The 16,595-nt window shown below is 52.1% G+C and carries 17 protein-coding genes; 2 read left to right on the top strand and 15 right to left on the bottom strand.

Translation table 11 applies throughout. The features are described 5' to 3' along the window. Positions 1–56 precede the first annotated feature (56 nt). The 13 genes from VF575_00380 to msrA form a co-directional block, all read right to left on the bottom strand. Positions 57–827 carry a hypothetical protein gene (locus VF575_00380; GenBank protein ID HEX8182039.1) on the bottom strand — a complete coding sequence of 257 codons (771 nt, stop codon included), beginning with the start codon at positions 825–827 and terminating at the stop codon, positions 57–59. A 172-nt stretch (positions 828–999) separates the two neighbouring features. After that, complete coding sequence (gene prfB, locus VF575_00375) at positions 1,000–2,082, bottom strand: peptide chain release factor 2 (GenBank protein HEX8182038.1); 1,083 nt, start codon at positions 2,080–2,082, stop codon at positions 1,000–1,002. Positions 2,083–2,147: 65 nt separating this feature from the next. Beyond that, the gene (locus tag VF575_00370; protein HEX8182037.1) at positions 2,148–2,966 is read right to left on the bottom strand and encodes a hypothetical protein; all 819 of its coding nucleotides are present in this window, start codon (positions 2,964–2,966) and stop codon (positions 2,148–2,150) included. Positions 2,967–3,054: 88 nt separating this feature from the next. Beyond that, positions 3,055–4,347, bottom strand: coding sequence for a pitrilysin family protein (locus tag VF575_00365; GenBank protein HEX8182036.1), 1,293 nt, complete (start codon positions 4,345–4,347; stop codon positions 3,055–3,057). A gap of 90 nt (positions 4,348–4,437) precedes the next feature. Next, positions 4,438–7,044 (bottom strand): preprotein translocase subunit SecA, encoded by a 2,607-nt coding sequence (gene secA / locus VF575_00360; GenBank protein HEX8182035.1) that lies wholly within the window; start codon positions 7,042–7,044, stop codon positions 4,438–4,440. Positions 7,045–7,147: 103 nt separating this feature from the next. Further along, positions 7,148–7,528 carry a ribosome-associated translation inhibitor RaiA gene (gene raiA / locus VF575_00355; GenBank protein ID HEX8182034.1) on the bottom strand — a complete coding sequence of 127 codons (381 nt, stop codon included), beginning with the start codon at positions 7,526–7,528 and terminating at the stop codon, positions 7,148–7,150. 220 nt (positions 7,529–7,748) lie between these two features. Then, positions 7,749–9,101 carry a serine--tRNA ligase gene (serS, locus tag VF575_00350; GenBank protein ID HEX8182033.1) on the bottom strand — a complete coding sequence of 451 codons (1,353 nt, stop codon included), beginning with the start codon at positions 9,099–9,101 and terminating at the stop codon, positions 7,749–7,751. A gap of 59 nt (positions 9,102–9,160) precedes the next feature. Next, positions 9,161–9,952 (bottom strand): PD-(D/E)XK nuclease family protein, encoded by a 792-nt coding sequence (locus tag VF575_00345; GenBank protein ID HEX8182032.1) that lies wholly within the window; start codon positions 9,950–9,952, stop codon positions 9,161–9,163. Between the two features lie 41 nt (positions 9,953–9,993). After that, positions 9,994–10,581 carry a hypothetical protein gene (locus tag VF575_00340; protein ID HEX8182031.1) on the bottom strand — a complete coding sequence of 196 codons (588 nt, stop codon included), beginning with the start codon at positions 10,579–10,581 and terminating at the stop codon, positions 9,994–9,996. A gap of 6 nt (positions 10,582–10,587) precedes the next feature. Then, on the bottom strand, positions 10,588–11,544 hold the full coding sequence (locus VF575_00335) for a hypothetical protein (GenBank protein ID HEX8182030.1): 957 nt from the start codon (positions 11,542–11,544) through the stop codon (positions 10,588–10,590). A gap of 79 nt (positions 11,545–11,623) precedes the next feature. Continuing rightward, positions 11,624–12,907, bottom strand: a complete 1,284-nt coding sequence (locus tag VF575_00330; protein ID HEX8182029.1) for a TRAM domain-containing protein — start codon at positions 12,905–12,907, stop codon at positions 11,624–11,626. A gap of 75 nt (positions 12,908–12,982) precedes the next feature. After that, entirely contained in the window at positions 12,983–13,606 is a 624-nt protein-coding gene (locus tag VF575_00325; protein ID HEX8182028.1) for an HAD-IA family hydrolase, read from the bottom strand. A 30-nt stretch (positions 13,607–13,636) separates the two neighbouring features. Then, positions 13,637–14,119, bottom strand: a complete 483-nt coding sequence (gene msrA, locus VF575_00320; GenBank protein HEX8182027.1) for a peptide-methionine (S)-S-oxide reductase MsrA — start codon at positions 14,117–14,119, stop codon at positions 13,637–13,639. A 168-nt stretch (positions 14,120–14,287) separates the two neighbouring features. Here msrA and VF575_00315 point away from each other — a divergent pair, with 168 nt between their 5' ends. Next, positions 14,288–15,085, top strand: a complete 798-nt coding sequence (locus VF575_00315) for a helix-turn-helix domain-containing protein (GenBank protein ID HEX8182026.1) — start codon at positions 14,288–14,290, stop codon at positions 15,083–15,085. On the opposite strand, the gene VF575_00310 is transcribed toward VF575_00315, so the two are convergent. Further along, complete coding sequence (locus VF575_00310; protein ID HEX8182025.1) at positions 15,038–15,271, bottom strand: hypothetical protein; 234 nt, start codon at positions 15,269–15,271, stop codon at positions 15,038–15,040. The two genes, VF575_00315 and VF575_00310, sit on opposite strands and share 48 nt — an antisense overlap. A gap of 77 nt (positions 15,272–15,348) precedes the next feature. Continuing rightward, entirely contained in the window at positions 15,349–15,651 is a 303-nt protein-coding gene (locus tag VF575_00305; GenBank protein ID HEX8182024.1) for a DUF427 domain-containing protein, read from the bottom strand. Positions 15,652–15,858: 207 nt separating this feature from the next. Here VF575_00305 and VF575_00300 point away from each other — a divergent pair, with 207 nt between their 5' ends. Then, a complete protein-coding gene (locus VF575_00300; protein ID HEX8182023.1) occupies positions 15,859–16,572 on the top strand; it encodes a hypothetical protein in 714 nt (237 codons plus the stop codon). The last annotated feature ends 23 nt before the right edge of the window (positions 16,573–16,595 follow it).

The following is a 16,595-nucleotide window of genomic DNA, read 5'->3' as shown; positions in this document are numbered from 1 at the left end:
GTATAGCAAATCGAACTTAAACTATGATGAAGCTTTTCGGCGATAGAGATGTGTCGCTAAGCAGCCAGAACGACTTTGGCGCGGTTTAATTTGTTGTAGGCGTATTGACGGGCTGCCGGGCTGAGCATGGCTTGTATGTCAGGTTCGTAAAAGCGGGCCTCCAATATAGCGATGACGGGCAGATATTTCGCTTTACGGTATTCTATCTTGACCGGGTCTTCGCCAACGGAGTGGATAATGCCGACTGCGTTATCAATAAAGTCAGCGAATTTCAGGAACCAGGCATCGTGGTGCACAATAACCTCAGCGACTTTTTCGGCGTATCGGTCGGTCTTTGCGGCGCCGGTCAGGCCGCGGTACATATCTGGCGGGTTAGTGACAATACCGACTAAACTCGCGACGTTTTGGCCAAACCCTCTAGCAATATAGATCAGGGCTACGGCCTGATGACCAACAGTCTGCTGCAGCGGAATTCTGCCGAGCGGCTCTGACAGCTGCACATCACGCGGCAACAGCTCGATCAGTCTTTCGGCATGGTCTTCAACGCAGTCATGCAGCAGAGCTGCAATCACCAGGTCGGCATCCGGCCGATCAAGGTGGTCCGGACTGGCCAGACGGTTTGCAACACGGAGAACATGATAAACATAGGGTTTGGCACGGTGCGTGTCGTCGATATGCAGCTTGGCAGCCAGACAAAAGGCTTCGGTAATGCGGATTTGATCTTGTGGTGTCCATGCTTCGTTCGACACCAGGCGAGCGAACAATTCATTGGCGTCCTGATCTTTAATTTCCGGAAGCTGCCGAATTGTTCCCTGCTCTCTATTCATATCTCATGATGCACGCTTTGTCTAAAAGAAGTCAAATGATTGAGTTCTGAATCTCAAAACCTCCGCCTTGAGTGGCAACCTGCGGGGCGGCCCTTAGAATTGTTTTATCCTAAGATAAAAAATTTTAGGGGCGGACAGGTTGACGAGGCTCATGGGTAGGTTTTGAGATGAGCTACGAACTGAGCGTGTGCTCGAGGTAGGCATTGACGAGAGCATCGAGGTCTCCGGCCAGCACGCCGTCGATGTCGCTGGTTTCGTAGCGCGAGCGCAGATCTTTGACTTGTTTGTAAGGGTGCAGCACATAGGAACGGATTTGATTGCCCCAGGCAGCTTGCTCATTCGGACCTTTGAGTTCGCGGATATCGGCAGCGTGTTGTTCCATCTGTAGCTGGGCAAGCCGCGAGCGCAGGATTGTCATAGCCGTCTCCCGGTTTTGTAATTGGCTGCGTTCGTTTTGGATTGCCACGACAATACCCGTCGGCTGGTGCGTAATACGAACGGCGCTATCTGTTGTATTGACCGACTGACCGCCCTTGCCGCCACTGCGGTAGACATCAATCCGCAGGTCTTTTTCGTCGATGTCGACATCGTCCGGCGTGTCGATCTTGGGCATTATTTCGACTTTGGCAAAGCTCGTCTCGCGGGATTCAGCATTAAATGGGCTGAGGCGCACCAGACGATGGACGCCGTTCTCGCTCTTTAGTTTGCCGAATGCAAACGCGCCGCTCAGCTCGAGTGTCACACTTTTGATACCGGCTTCGTCACCGCTTGATTCATCAATTGTCTGGATACTCCATTTGTTTTTCTCGCCGTAACGGACATACATGCGCAACAGCATAGCGGCCCAATCTTGGGCGTCAGTGCCACCGGCGCCGGCATGAATGCTGAGAATCGCATCATAATCGTCGTATGGTCCGGCCAGTTTGAGTTCTTCCTTCAAATCCGCGTAGGCTGTGCGTAATTCATCGAGTTGCTGCTGCAAGTCGGCAGCCAGGGTTTCGTCGCCGAGTTCGATCATTTCCAGCAGATCAGCCGCACCCTGCTGTAATGTCAGCCAAGGCGTGACGCGGACTTCCAGCTTGGAAATTTCTTTCATAGTGGACTGCGCCCGGTCGTTGTCAGACCAGAAGTCAGCTTGTTCGCTCGCCAGTTGCAGCTCCGTGCGCCGCGCTGCCAGCTCTGTTATGTGCATACGTTCAGCGGAGGCAGTAATATCCCGTGAGAGTTCTTGGGCCTGATTGTGTAGGTCTTGCATCTGTAACATTATACCAGTTGCCAGTCTCGGACCGCGGCTATGCGAGTGTTATTCAGTTCTTTAGATTATTCGGCGCTGAGGAAATTTTTGATAAATGGATACGTCATCATATCCGTCGAAGCGCCGCTTTGCAGCCAGGCCCAAACGACGCCGCCAATGAGTAACAGTACTACCACGAACAGTGCGTGGGCGATGATTATGTTTGGCCGGAACACGTGCCAGACCTTACGGGTGTATTCGCTATAAATATGCTCAGTTCGATTCTGCTTGCTCTTTTCGATCGTGCGTTCTGCTGCCTGCGGTTGGGTGGGCGCGGGCATTACTGACGCGACCGGCTCGCTGACCGGATGGCTGATCGGTATATCAACCGTTTGGGTCATAGGAGTTATGTCGGAAAGAGATGCTGGCGCCGGTGAGACAGGTCGAACGGCTAGTGCTGGCCGGGGCGGCACTGGGGCGGCACTTGGCATAACAGCGGGCTTTGGTTGCGTAACGGCAGGCAGCGTCGGATCTGGAACTGGCGGCGGCGCAGGCGGTACGACTGGCGTGGGACTTGGCAGTGGTTCCGGAATCGGTACACTGGCGACAGGTAACGATGGCGGTGGTACCGGCGTAGCGCCTGGTTCAACCTCTATGACAGTTTGGAATACTTGAACTTTTGGATTTTCAACGGGAGACCATGGAAAGCGATTTGTCGTCGGGTGCGGGACGATTTGAATTGTTTCTTCGCCAATCGGAATAAGCTTTTGTCGAATGACTGTACCTGTCGCCTCCTGCCCGGGCACGCCTGGCCGAACACTACGCATCGTTGCTGTAGCGGCGCGAGTCAATGGTACAGCAGATTGCTGACCAGGTTGCAGCGGCGGATTAGTTGTGTCGACCATGATATATCTATTATAAGCTGCTTATGCCTAAATATGCTATTTAACCTGAAGCAGAAAAAATTACTGCATGAATGGACACGTCGGCAGCTTAGCGGAAAGACCAAAGATGATCTATGTGTTCCTGCAGCCCGGTGGCATAGTCTTCGCCGCAGTTGCCGAGCACGCCGAATCCGCGCACGTCTTCTTTGAACAGCTCGCGGGCAACATCGACAATCGCCTCTTTGGTAACGGCTTTGATTCGCTTCGGCACCTGATAATAATCATCGATTTCCTCGTCAAAGAAATAGCGGCCGCTATAGCCATTAGTCGTGCCGCTGACGGTCTGGGCGCCGCGCTGGAATCGTCCCAGCGAGTACTGTTGAGCCGCTTCGATATCAGTCTTATCAAGGTCGCCAGCAAAGATTTTTTCCAGTTCACTGACGACAATATCGAACAAGGCGGTTGCATTCTTCGGTGATACTTGCGCCCCAAACCACCAGTTACTGTTCAGCTTGGCCTGTCCAATGCCGGAACTCATACCGTATACCAACCCTCGCTCACGGGCCGTACCAAGTATTTTTGAATGGAGTGTTTCGGTCAGGATGGTATTCGACAGATTGAGGGCATCTTGTTCTGGTTCAGTTAGTCGCCTGCGCATAAAGGTATCAATGTAGAAATACATATTTTTGACCGTCGCATTATGAATGTAGAGTGGCCGCTCCAGACGCTGTGGCCGTTCATCGGGCAGATCGATCCGGCTGTCCCCTTTTGGCAGTCCAATACTTCCAAAGTGTTGCTCGATAGCCTCGCGGCGCTTGGGTGTGATGTTGCCGCCGATGACAAAGCGCATATTCGAGCTGGTGTGCGTAGATTCGTAGTGTGCCTTAATATTTTTCAGTTTGACGTTTTTCATAAGTCGAAGGCGTTCCTGGTCGGTTTTGGCCAGAAAGCCATAACTCTGCCGCAGAGCGAGGCTGAGGTGACGGAAATGATTGTTGGCACGAGCGGTCAGCTCTTCGCGGACATTGCCGAATTCAGCCTGAAATTCTTCTTTGAGGAACAGCGGCTCGGTAATTGATAGGATAAGCAGCTCAAGTACCCGTTCCCACTCAAAATCGGCACATTCGGCTTCGTAGGTAATGTCATAGACGCTGGTCGATGCATTGCTGTAGGCACCGTTTTTTTCGATTTCAGCTTGAAAATCCCGAGCCCGTGGGTACCGTGTATTCGCACCGAGCAAAATATGCTCCATCAAATGCGGCACTTCCCAGATTTGCTCGTCGACCAGATATTCACCGGCCCGAAAATTGAGCTCGTACGTCATTACTTGGGCATCTGGAATATGTATAATCAATCCACGCATCCCATTGTGCAAAATCAGTTCGGAAACGGTGTGTTTCATAGCTCTATTACCCTTTCCTTCAGTTCGGTAGAACAATTTGCAGCGTAGCGCGAGCTTGTCATACGTTGCTCACGTTTATGCCCAGTCGCATTATTTGCGCTTTCGGCCTTGTGTTTTACGCTGGCGTTCTGCCTTGCGGACTTTTTTACGCTTATCAGCGGATTGTTTTAGTTCTGCCTGGGCAGCTTTTTTGCTTATGAAATCGGCTTCTTCAAACTCTTCGCCGGCTTCTGACAGCTGGTTGGCGTTACTGACGGAACCGCGGGCGGCACGGGTGAGCTCGGTTTCTACCGGACGGTTGAGCACTGACTCATCGACAAGTTCGACGTGGAACAGACTACGGATTACTTCGTGTCTCATTTGGTTTTGCATGTCTTCAAACAGCAGTTGGCCACGGCGGCGGTACTCGACCAGCGGATCCTGCTGTCCGACGCTCATCCAGTGGATACCCTCGCGCAGGTGGTCCATATTCTCGAGATGCTGCATCCACAAATTATCCAGAATCTGCAGATAGATATCGCGCTCGATTTTGCGCATAATATCGGCAGTCAGGCCAACTTCGCGGCTGGCGTACAGTTCTTTAGCTTCGGTCAGCAAGACCTGTTGGAACTTGGTCGTTTCACTATCGAATAGCCTGTCAAGCGTCGCTTCGTCAAATGGAAATACTTCTCGGATAACATCTTCGAAATCATCGCTGGTCAGCAGCGGCGAGTTCGCCAGCATCCGGACTTCGTCCTCAATATAGACATTGATACGCTTCTGTATGTTCGGCTGTATCAGGATTTCGCGGCGCATGGCATAAGTTGCCCGGCGGTGCTTGTTCATAACGTCGTCATACTGCACGACGTTTTTACGGGAGTCAAAGTGGAAGCCTTCAACCTTTTTCTGTGCTCCCTCGAGGCTTTTGCTGATCAGCCGGTTTTCGATCGGCGTGTCGTCGTCGACATTAAGCCGGTTCATAATGCCGGAAATGCGGTCGCCACCGAATATACGCATCAGGTCATCTTCGGTACTGACGAAAAACTGCGTCAGACCTGGATCACCTTGTCGGCCGGAACGGCCACGCAGCTGGTTGTCGATACGGCGAGATTCGTGTCGCTCAGATCCGAGTACGAACAAACCGCCTAGGTCTTTGACACCCTCGCCGAGCACGATGTCGGTACCACGACCAGCAATGTTGGTTGCCAGTGTAACGGCGCCTTTTTCACCGGCGTGAGCTACGATCTTGGCTTCACGCTCATTATTCTTGGCGTTCAGCACCTGGTGCGGAATGTTGGCTTTGGTTAATAGCTGAGATAACAATTCGTTTTTCTCAATAGAGACGGTTCCAACCAGCACCGGCTGGCCTTTTTGATGCAGCATTTTCAGTTCGCGGGCAATGGCCTTGAACTTGCCCTGCTCGGTACGATATATCCGGTCAGCACGGTCGATACGTGCCATTGGACGGTTGGATGGTACGTCCACGACATCCAGCTTATAAATCTGATGGAATTCTTCGGCTTCCGTGAGAGCCGTACCGGTCATACCGCCAAGTTTTTCGTACAGACGGAAATAGTTTTGGAAAGAGATTGTAGCCAGCGTCATTGATTCCTGCTGGACTTCGACACCTTCCTTGGCTTCGATAGCCTGGTGAAGACCTTCGTTGTAGCGGCGGCCAGCCAGCAATCGTCCGGTAAACTCATCGACGATAACAATTTCCCCGTCTTTGGTAACAACGTAGTCTTTGTCTCGCTTGAAGAGCGCCTGGGCGCGGAGTGCCTGCTGCAAGTGATAAATCGTACGGATATTTTCGGCACCGTACAGGCCGTCGATACCAAGAGCTTTTTCGATTTTTTCGACACCATCATCAGTCAGGATGACTGTTTTACGCTTTTCATCAGTTTCGTAATGTTTGTCCTTTTCGAGCTGGCGAACTACCTTACTGAACTGGGCGTAGGCATTACCGCTTGTCACTGATGGCGCTGAGATAATCAGCGGCGTCCGGGCCTCATCGATCAGGATGGAGTCAACTTCGTCGACGATCGCATAGTGCAAGTCGCGCTGGCGTAGCTGATCGGTTTCGCGGACCATGTTGTCACGCAAGTAGTCAAAACCAAATTCGTTGTTGGTGCCGTACGTAATGTCAGCTTCGTAAGCTTCACGGCGGGTGCAAGGCTTCAAATGGCGGAAACGTTCGTCTTCATGATCTTCGTTGACGTATTCAGGATCATAAATATACGAGTGGTCAGCCAGGATAACCCCGGTACTCTGCCCGAGGAAATAGAATACCTGGCTCATCCAGCCGGCATCACGCTGCGCCAGATAATCATTGACGGTGACGACGTGAACACCTTTTTCGGTCAGGGCGTTCAAGTAAATGGGCGCTGTCGACGTCAGTGTCTTACCCTCTCCGGTTTTCATTTCAGCGACATTGCCCTCGTGCAGCACCAGGCCGCCAATCAGCTGAACGTCGAAATGGCGCTGGCCAAGCGTCCGGCTGGCAGCTTCACGGACGACTGCAAAAGCATCCGGCAAAATCTTGTCGAGTGATTCTGTGCGCAGACGCTTTTTGAGGACTGCAGTTTGCTGCTGTAGCTTTTTGTCATCCATTTTTTTGTATTTGTCTGCAAGTGCATTTACGTCTTTGACTCGCTTGCGCAGCCGCTTAACGGTCCTGGCCTGCGGATCGCCCAACATCTTTTTGAATACAATATTCACGCGCGTCTCCCTCTGTCGTCAAGTGGTGGATTAGTCAGGCTATATTGTAACCTGAATCACAGGGAAAATCGAACGTAATTTTGCCTACAGTCATTTCAGGCGGTTACTGGACAGCTGTTTTTCGCATAAAGCGATTTGCCAGCCGGCGATGCAGCGCACCGGACGCATGCAGCTGCTTGTACTTGTCTATCTGGTGTTTAAGCTTAGCTTCAACGATATCGATGGCTGCATACATATTGATAGTGCTTTCAGACACATTGATGACCTCATGCGGTAAATGCAGCGTTACTTCACAGGTGCAAGCGTTTTTCTGACTGTTGTTTTTGAGAGATGTGTTTTCTTTGAGCCGGACTTCGGCGTGCGCGCTCTCGCGGCCAGCCCGCGGAATATAGCGGTCAAGCGTACCTATTTTTTTGCTCAGATATCTGTGCAATTTGTCATCGATAGTCATATGGACACTGGTGATATCAAATTTTTGAATCATTATTGTTATCCTCCTAGCTATTATTGTACTCTCGCGTCTAAAAGTGCGTTAGCTGAATTCTTACATAACCTGGATCTCAAAACCTCCCCATGAGCCTCGTCAACCTGTCCGCCCCTAAAATTTTTTATCTTTAGGGATAAAATAATTTTGGGGCCGCCCCGCAGGTTGCCACTCAAGGCAAAGGTTTTGAGATCCAGGTTTACTTACTACCAATCCTCGGCTAGAGTTGTTCGCGGCCGCCCATATACGGACGAAGAACTTCCGGGACGATGACATGTCCATCAGCTGTCTGATAATTTTCCATGATGGCCGCTAGAATACGGCCGAGCGCAAATGCAGTCGCATCGTTGGTGTGTACCAGTTCTACAGCGCCGTCAGATGTTTGCGGTGCTTGTTCGATGCCATTAATAGTCTCTCCCTTCGAGGTTTGCGACCGGCGGACGCGGATCTTCAGGTCACGGGCCTGATAATCCGTCATATAGTCGGCGGTATGCGTTTCGCGGTAGGCGCTTTGCCCCGGGAACCAGCAGTCAATGTCCACGCCACGAGCATTCGGCTTGCCGATGTCGAAGGTGCACTTCTGGAGCACACGGTACGGCAGGCCGATTTGTTGCAGCAGATATTCCTGAATTGCAATCAGCAGTTTATGCTCGTCAAGTCCGGTTTCGGCAGTACTGAAGACTTCCATCTCTAGCTTATCAAACTGGTGCATACGGATGATGCCTTCGGTATCCTTGCCGTACGTCCCTGCTTCGCGGCGGAAGCTAGTGCTATAGCCAATGTAGCGGATGGGCAGCATAGCCTCTGGTAGTATTTCATTCCAGTACATCGTGCAGAGGGTGTGCTCAGCCGAGGCATTGAGCCACAGATCGTCGCCGTCGAGCTTGTACGTGACTTCAGCGGCGTTCAGGCGTGCACTGGCGACATATGGTTCGGTACGCAGCATAGCTGGAGGTAATACAGGCGTGAACGGCTTGGCGACGACACTGAGATGGTTGTCTTCGATCAGTTTTTGCAGAATCGTCTCGTCGCCGAGTGTTTCCATGACAAACTGGATAACCGCGAACTGCAGCCGGACGAGATCACCTTTGATGTAGGCGAAGCGGCTGCCCGATATTTTAGCGGCCCGTTCCTTGTCGATCAGGTCCTTCGGTTCGGCAATCTCGTGGTGATGTTTGGGCGTGAAATCATACGCAAACGGCTCGCCGGCTTGCTTGGCGACAACATTGTCGTCTTCGCTGGCGCCGACTGGTACGTCATCCAACGGCATATTCGGAACTGCCTTCAGTAGTGCGTCGTACTGCTCTTCAAGCGGACCGATTTCAGCTTCGAGGCTACTGATCTCTTCTTTGAGTTGTTTACCCTGCTCCAGCTGCTCCGGAGATGGCTTGCCGCCCTTCATCTGCCCAGACAACGTATTGCGCCGGGCGCGCAGCTCTTCGACCTGCGTCAGGCGGGTGCGGCGCTGGGTGTCCAACTCCAGCAATTGGCCGATATTAACTTTGTAGCCCTTTTGCTGGGATTTTTCTGTGACCAGGTCAGGATTGTCGCGGATGAATTGGATGTCTAGCATGCATATAATTGTACGCTATTTTGGACTGCTTCAGTGCTGATGAAAGATTTTTGGCATTTTTACGAGGATTTGTTATTTTGCAAAGCCTGGATCGTCAGTTTGGCGCGCTCGCGGGCATAGGCGCAGAATTCACATTCGCCGCCCATGATGTGGTCGCCGACTGGCGGCATAGTGTCACTGTCCATGCAGGCTTTCATGCGTTTTAGCGTGGGCTCTACCCAGATATCGCTGCCGGTATACGGTATCAGCTTGGTTTTGAACTCAAGCTTGTTATAAAATCCTTCGCCGTCCATACGGCCGTTGGTGTATACGAAGTAGCCCGTGTCGGACACGTCGAGTCCATTACGCCGCAGTAACCACTGATATACTTCCAGCTGCCGCTTGTAGCTCATTTGCCAGTCGCTGTCGATGCTGACGTCTTTGTCTTTGCTGGTAGCCTTGTAGTCGACGACAATCACCTTGCCGTCCGGACCGACCCATAGGTCGTCAACTGCCCCGAAAACATGCAGATTCGTCGGTTCGTGCTGAGCAATGACGCCAACGAAATTTTCGCGCCACTGCCCGAGTTTGTCGTGCGCAAACGGTATTGCCTGCAGCGAATACTCCAGCATGATGGGATGCGGCTCGGCCTTTAGCCGGTAGCTGTCGAATTCCTTTTTGAAAAGTTCATCGATCGCTTTGTTGATGTTGAACGGCGGACTGCTCGGCCGGGTAATCTTGAGCCGGACGTCGAGCCAGAAGCAGCGCGGACATTGCATGAACAGCTCAATCTTGCTGCGCGACACCTTGAACGGCGCTGTTTGGCCAGGCTTATACGGCTGACTGCGTTCTCTCCAGTAATTATTTGCCATTAGTACTATTGTAGCAGGCCGGGCGCGGACAATGCCGGATATCAGTTGAAGCGTGTCTGGCTAGACCTGCTCAGACAGTCGTAATATGCCTGGTTGTCGGCGTCCGATACGCTAAAATTATATTCACAGCTATCCAGACTGCCGATGTCTGGGTCGGCAGTACTTGCACCTGGATCGTATATTTTGACAGTCTGGCAATTTTCACCCTTTTTGTGGCTGTAAATATACAATCCTTCCGATTCGGTACTCGCAAATGACTCGTCGAAACTAGTATCCGACCCAGTGCCTGACAATGCACCGCCGCTTAATACGTCGGTAATGCCGACTGTAAAGCTATTGTCACTCGCCGCTTTATACGTTGCGCAGAACGTATAGCGGGTGTCAGACAGTTTTTTATACGTAATGGTCGCGGGAACATCTTTGACACCGGCGGTTGCCAGGTCTGCCGGGACTTCATTTTTTTGGCCCGTATAGTCATTGAGCTTATTGGCAATCTCCTGGGATTTGGTTTCTGTCAGCTTATCACTGCGGGTGCCAGCCGCTTGGGCCAGCGCGATAATCAGGGCAATCAATACCAGGCCGCCCAGTGCCGCCAGGCCTACCTGATATTTGAACAGGCTCGTACGCATTGCCGTCTACTTTCCTTGCCGTTCGTCATTCCAGTAGTATGCCAGTATGCCACCGGCGACAGCCAGGATAGCGACCACGTCGAGAATTGCTTTGAACAGAGACACGTCCGCTGAGCCGCTGACTTTGAGCATCAGGAAGTACACGAACGCGATCAGAGTCAAAAGACAGGTGCCGAAAGCCGCGACCTGAGTAAACTGTGTGAAGCGGCGCTTGGAAGGATCAAGCTTGAGCGCCGGCTGAGTCAGCTCGGCCTGTTTGAGCCGTAGAAAAAACCAGCTGAAGACTGGCAGCGAGATGATTAACACCGCCAGCGGGAAGCCGAGGGCCTCAAAATTGGCACCAACATTGATACCTGTCAGCAGCAAGGCCAGCAGCGCCAGCGCGCCGATCCACAGTGTTAGGGTCATCATGGCGTATTCCACACCACGAGGGCTGACAACTTCAACGACAGCTTGCGGTTCGACAGGTTGGGACGGAATGTCTGCCGGCATAGTATCAGACGAGTAACCATTGGGCGGCGTCGCCAGTGTCTGGTTAGACCATGGCTTGCTCTTGATAGATGGCCGCCAAGACTGTTTAGACTGTCCGAATCCATGATCAGTCATGCTGGCTGCGGTAGCGCCGTAGACGGGTGGTTGGGCCGGGCTGACAGGCTGAGCATCAGCACTCCATCCTGCCTGGCTCACCGCAGGTTGATAAGCCGGTGCTGGCGCAGAACTGTCCTGGGCCGGCGAAGATACTAGAGCCGGGGCTGGTGGCGGCGTTGCAAAGTCATAAGCTGCCTGGGGGCCGACGTACGGCTGCTGTTGTGGCTGTGGGCTGGCCGTAGTCTCTTGGGCTGTTCCATACGCGTCAGCCACTGCTTCCCGCTGCCAATCTGGACGACCGCTAGCCTGCGGCACTGGCCCGCCTGTCGGTGGCGTGTAATCGGAATGCGGGATATTACTAAAATCTCGGTCCATGGGGTCGGTACCTTTCAGTTAAGTAGTTATGCTTACCTGTAGCATATCGCCGAAGTTACTTAAGCACAAGCACTATATACTATTTGAGCTTTAGTATCGCCAGCGTCTCGATATGCGGCGTCCGCGGGAAAAAGTTAAAGATTTCAAAATGTTCTATTTTGTAGGCAGCTTGGAGCTTCGCCAGGTCGCGGGCGTGAGTGGCCGGATTGCAGCTCAGATATATGATCTTAGGTGGCAGTACCGACAAAACGGCTGCAACCACCTTGTCATGGAGCCCGGCGCGCGGCGGGTCAAAGATTACTGGGCTGTCGGCGGTTATGTATTCCAGCGCTTTTTCTGTTGAAGCTTCGATAACTTGAGCAGTCAGTCCGCTGGCGAGCGCGTTGTCGCTGGCATTTTGCGCTGCCATGCGCGCACTTGCCGGATCGAGCTCTACCAGTGTCACCTGATTGCTGGCTATGCTCAGGCCGATCGAACCGACACCGGCGTACATATCTGTCAGCGCGCCGTCGTCAACGTAGTTTTTGATGACAGTCAGTGCCTTTTCAAATACCGGCAGGTTCACCTGGAAAAATGAGTCGACATCGTAGACGAACTGCGTGTCGTGCAGTGTGTCGTGCAGCAGACAGTTGCCAAGCTCGTATATGAGCCGCGTCGGCACCGACGCCGGACTCTTCGGGTTGGAATGGTAGACGCGCAGTCCCTGGAGTTCTGCTGGCAGCGTGAGCTCTTTGAAGGTATCAAGCTTCGTATACAGCGCGCCGACGGCATTGCCACGCTGATCGCAGCGAATAATAATTGTTTTCAGGTCGCCTGCCCGTGCGCCCTTGCCGTTGTTTAGTGTATTCAGCTGCGCACAAATAGCATTTGCGGCGGCGTCGATGGTCGGCATTGCCAGCTTGCTGCCCTGCACGATTTGTTTGCCATGACTGCCGCGCTGGTGCAGCGCCAGATGCAGGCCGTCGTCATCACCCCAGAAGCTGTATTCCATTTTGCTGCGGTAGTGCCATTGCCGGTCATCGTGCACGGTTGTGCCGACGCCGGGCAGCGTGACTTTCTCATGAGCAAACAGTTCCTCGACGATTTGTTGTTTGTAAGTATTTTCGGCTTCGTAGGTCATCATTTGCCACGGCGACGTTGCCAAATAATTTTGTTCTGATGGCTCAACGCGTTCAGCTGACGGCTCGAGTATTTCCTCGGCAATGCCTTCGGCATATGATTTTTTGGTCTTAATAATCCGCACATTGACCTTTTCGCCTGGTAGCGCGTTCCAGACAAATATTTTCCGTCCATCAGCCAGCGTCGCCAGGCCCTGGCCGCCGTGCACAAGTTTGTCGATTACTACTACCTCTGTTTTATCCATATCTACAGTTTAGATGATTATACTGGATCCGGCCAGCGAACCGACCGTGCCGTCTCTCATCGCTAAGCTCCAGCGCTACAAATCTTCAAGGATCGTTATAATGTCCTGCGGCTTGTCGGCCATGGCTGTCGGGTGCAGACTTTCCAGGAATTCACGCTGGGCGAATCCCCAGCTGACGGCGATGACCCGCATACCGACAGCCTGTGAGGCGATAACGTCACGCGTTTCATCACCGACGTACACGCAGTCCTTAATCTCCAAATTGTTTCGCTCGACCATTCTTCGTAGCAGACGAGCTTTGCCGGACAGCCCGTGACTTCCCTGTATTTCGACAAAATATTTATACAGATGGTGTTGCTTCATGAACTTTTTGACATTGCGCGTGCTGTTGCTGCTGAGTATGAAGACTTCGTGGCCTTCGGCGTGGAGCTGCTCGATAACCTTGGGCATACCGGCAAACACTGGAATGTCATGAATACGCTGTCCCATCAGATGCCGGCCACGCAGCAGTAGCCACGGCGCCCGCCACCAAGAGACATTGAGCCGTTTGGCAACGACAGCCACTGGGTAGCCGCGCAGCTCTGTCAGTTGCCGCTCACTGAGTTTTTCGGAGCGACTTGTTAAATGTTCAAAGATTTCGACGATAACATCAAAGCTATCGGCGATCGTCCCATCAAAATCGAATATTATTGCTGCCATTTAGTTGTAGTATACCGGATAAAATAATTCTTAGGCGATAGGTTGGTACGGTATATGGCACATGCCCCTGCCCGTTCGTTCCGCAAACTTTTGATGATAGCCTTCGGCTGGATAGAACGGGCCGGCCTGCTCAATAACCGTTACGATCGGTTGTTTCAGCCTGGTCTGAGCTTCATCACGGATGCGCTCTATTTGTTCGCGCTGCTCGTCCTGGAAATAAAAGACTGCCGAGCGGTAGCTGTCGCCGATATCCGGCCCCTGGCGGTTCAACTGGGTTGGGTCGTGCATGCGGAAGAAGTGCTTGGCAAGCGTCGTGAGCGGGACGATGTCGGGATCGAATTCAATCAGCACGGCTTCGGCGTGGCCAGTCGTATGCGTGCAGACTTCTTCGTACGTGGGATTCTCGATGATGCCGCCAGTATAGCCGGAGGTGACGGATATAACGCCAGGTACCTGATCGAAGTAATACTCAACACCCCAAAAGCAACCTGCTGCAAAGATAATTTGTTCCATACTCACCAGTGTACCAGACCCGTTTGTCAGCAAAAGTGAAATATTTTTGCACTCCATACATTACGTTAATATATGCAATTGTGCGCAAGTATGCACAATACTATTTAGGCCTGTGCACAAACAAGAATAACAGTTGTGCAAAAAGTGCACACATTATACACTAGCTCTATGGAAACAACACTGATCGCAATTCGAACCTACCTTGCCAAGCTTGGCTTAGAAGCGGAAATAGCCGACTTGTACTACGCCCTGCATACATATGGCCCACAGACGATTTCCGAGCTTTCGCGCAGTTCCCACGTAGAACGGACACGTATTTACCGCTTGATAGACCAGCTTATGGAGAGCGGCCTCCTGGAGGTTGAAACACAGCACAAACGGGCTATTCTCAAGCCCGCTCCAGTAGCAAATCTGCGTATACTGATAGAGAAGCGCGCCGAAGAGCTCCGCAGCCTTCAGGATGAGCTGCAGATGGTAGAGCAAGTCCTAGCCCGTAACAGCATCAGCACGGCCGGTGTACGGGCGCAGACATATCAAGGCGACACTGGACTGCAGCAGATTCTGTGGAATATAACCAAAGCGCGGAGCGCCGTACTGGGAACCATGCAGACAGACATGCACATGCCTGCCGACAAGGCTTTTTACATTGGTTGGGTTGCAGCCATCAACGATACTAAACTGCATTTTGACTGGCTAACTGATGGTGCAGCCACATCCACAACTTGGCTCAATGGCAGCTGCGGCGCAGTACCGGAAAACTGGAACATTCAAACTATTCATGGAACGCCATTGCCACTGACTCATAGTATGGTGATCTACGATGATGTCGTTGCCTATTTTCTATCGCAGCATGGCCAAGTCTACGGTCTGGAAGTTATAAATAAAGCGATTGCCACGCAGCAGCGCCATGTCTGGCAACTAATCCTCGCGCAAGCCAGTTCGGCGAGCGACAGCGCCAAAGCCTGATATGGTACGCGTTTCGAGCGCCCGGCGATGCGCCGGTATCTCAGGTATGTCATTTGGGCCGGGTATCGGCGCAGTGACCAGGCTGTCATAACCTGAGCCACATATTTCGTGGACCATCCCGCCCAGCACCGTGTTTGTAGTGTCTATAATTTCAGCCTGTAATGGTAATTCAGATTCATAACTCATTTGTTGCCTCCATTAGCACCCATGTTTAGCGGTGTATACTTATCCTAATAAGCAAGACATGCTAGTGCACCGCAACGCTATTCACTAACAGTCACGTCACGCCAAAACGCCACATAACCCGAGAAATCTTTTTTGACGCGTTCAAAGGCCGATGGATAGGGTTCTGGGTAGCTCCAGGCATTGTCACCACTCCATTGCTCTGCCGCACCGACATCGTAATACTGACACTCACCTTTCCATGGACAGGTATACGGCGTGTCGCTCTTGCGCAGAAATTCCTGATTGACGCTCGCGGGCGGAAAATACCAGTTTCCTTCGATGTATATGAGATCTTCCTTCGGTGCGTCAGCGATGATTTGGTCGTTCCAGATTGCTTTCATAGTCTTGCTCCTCTTTCATATATGAGTATACCGCTCAGGGGTGTTAGAACGAAATAGTATGCGACTCATGGGCCATTTGAACAATATATTTACTACGTGATACTAAATTTATACTACTTTATTGACATATTTACATTATTATGGTAATATGTATAGGTTGATAAGTTTTGAGGCGTGTGAGAGCCCTCAAAGAAAGAGGTGATTCTGATGAATAAACTTATATCTTTTAGCGCAGCAAGCGCCCTAAGCGTTCTCGTAGCCGGATCAATCGTAGCACCTGTCTACGCTTGGCACCCTAAAGGAATGATTACAAAATCAGTCCAAAACGTGTCTGCTAACGGCGCAGTACTGCCGGCTGACAAGGCTGAAACTGCCATTGCCGCCAAGCCCGGTGACGTCCTCAACTACGTCATCGTCGTCAGCAACGTTGCTGCTCCTGCAACCAACAACTACAACGATCTGGCCTACACGACTGTTACCGACACTCTGCCAGCCGGCGTCGTCTTAGTTACAAATACGAGCACCCGTGAGCTCAAAGAAGAAATGGGTACCATCTTGCCCGGCCAGTCCAAGAGCATCCACTACCAGGTCAAGGTAACGTCCACGACTGACGGTGCCGTAATCCTGAACAAAGCCTGCTTTACTGCTGACAGCGTCGTCAAGGACAACCCGCAAAGAGGTTGTGACGACGCCCTTGTCAAAGTATCAGTCCCCGCTGTCGTTACACCGCCAGCCGTCGTAACGCCTACACCTCCAGCGCCCGTGCAGCCTGCCGGTAACGGTGCGGCCGAGATTGTCGCACAGCCAGAAGTACTTCCGAGCGTCGGCATCCCTGCATCTACGTCACTTATCGCTGCCGTAGCCAGCGTCGCCGGATATGTCGGCTTTCTGATCCGCACCAAGCGCGCTTTGTCTGCTTAAAGTTTTTCATTTTGAATCTTTTG

It is taken from the genome of Candidatus Saccharimonadales bacterium, from assembly GCA_036388415.1.
In the GTDB taxonomy this organism is placed as follows: Bacteria; Patescibacteriota; Saccharimonadia; order Saccharimonadales; family UBA4665; genus UBA4665.
Note: the sequence above shows the minus strand (reverse complement) of the source record. Positions and strands in the feature narration are given on the sequence as shown.

What these genes read in the sequence shown, in the direction of transcription:
- VF575_00380 (HEX8182039.1), bottom strand. Translation starts at nt 827, where the DNA reads ATGAATAGAGAGCAGGGAACAATTCGGCAGCTTCCGGAAATTAAAGAT.
- prfB (HEX8182038.1), bottom strand. Translation starts at nt 2,082, where the DNA reads ATGCAAGACCTACACAATCAGGCCCAAGAACTCTCACGGGATATTACT.
- VF575_00370 (HEX8182037.1), bottom strand. Translation starts at nt 2,966, where the DNA reads ATGGTCGACACAACTAATCCGCCGCTGCAACCTGGTCAGCAATCTGCT.
- VF575_00365 (HEX8182036.1), bottom strand. Translation starts at nt 4,347, where the DNA reads ATGAAACACACCGTTTCCGAACTGATTTTGCACAATGGGATGCGTGGA.
- raiA (HEX8182034.1), bottom strand. Translation starts at nt 7,528, where the DNA reads ATGATTCAAAAATTTGATATCACCAGTGTCCATATGACTATCGATGAC.
- serS (HEX8182033.1), bottom strand. Translation starts at nt 9,101, where the DNA reads ATGCTAGACATCCAATTCATCCGCGACAATCCTGACCTGGTCACAGAA.
- VF575_00345 (HEX8182032.1), bottom strand. Translation starts at nt 9,952, where the DNA reads ATGGCAAATAATTACTGGAGAGAACGCAGTCAGCCGTATAAGCCTGGC.
- VF575_00340 (HEX8182031.1), bottom strand. Translation starts at nt 10,581, where the DNA reads ATGCGTACGAGCCTGTTCAAATATCAGGTAGGCCTGGCGGCACTGGGC.
- VF575_00335 (HEX8182030.1), bottom strand. Translation starts at nt 11,544, where the DNA reads ATGGACCGAGATTTTAGTAATATCCCGCATTCCGATTACACGCCACCG.
- VF575_00330 (HEX8182029.1), bottom strand. Translation starts at nt 12,907, where the DNA reads ATGGATAAAACAGAGGTAGTAGTAATCGACAAACTTGTGCACGGCGGC.
- VF575_00325 (HEX8182028.1), bottom strand. Translation starts at nt 13,606, where the DNA reads ATGGCAGCAATAATATTCGATTTTGATGGGACGATCGCCGATAGCTTT.
- msrA (HEX8182027.1), bottom strand. Translation starts at nt 14,119, where the DNA reads ATGGAACAAATTATCTTTGCAGCAGGTTGCTTTTGGGGTGTTGAGTAT.
- VF575_00315 (HEX8182026.1), top strand. Translation starts at nt 14,288, where the DNA reads ATGGAAACAACACTGATCGCAATTCGAACCTACCTTGCCAAGCTTGGC.
- VF575_00310 (HEX8182025.1), bottom strand. Translation starts at nt 15,271, where the DNA reads ATGAGTTATGAATCTGAATTACCATTACAGGCTGAAATTATAGACACT.
- VF575_00305 (HEX8182024.1), bottom strand. Translation starts at nt 15,651, where the DNA reads ATGAAAGCAATCTGGAACGACCAAATCATCGCTGACGCACCGAAGGAA.
- VF575_00300 (HEX8182023.1), top strand. Translation starts at nt 15,859, where the DNA reads ATGAATAAACTTATATCTTTTAGCGCAGCAAGCGCCCTAAGCGTTCTC.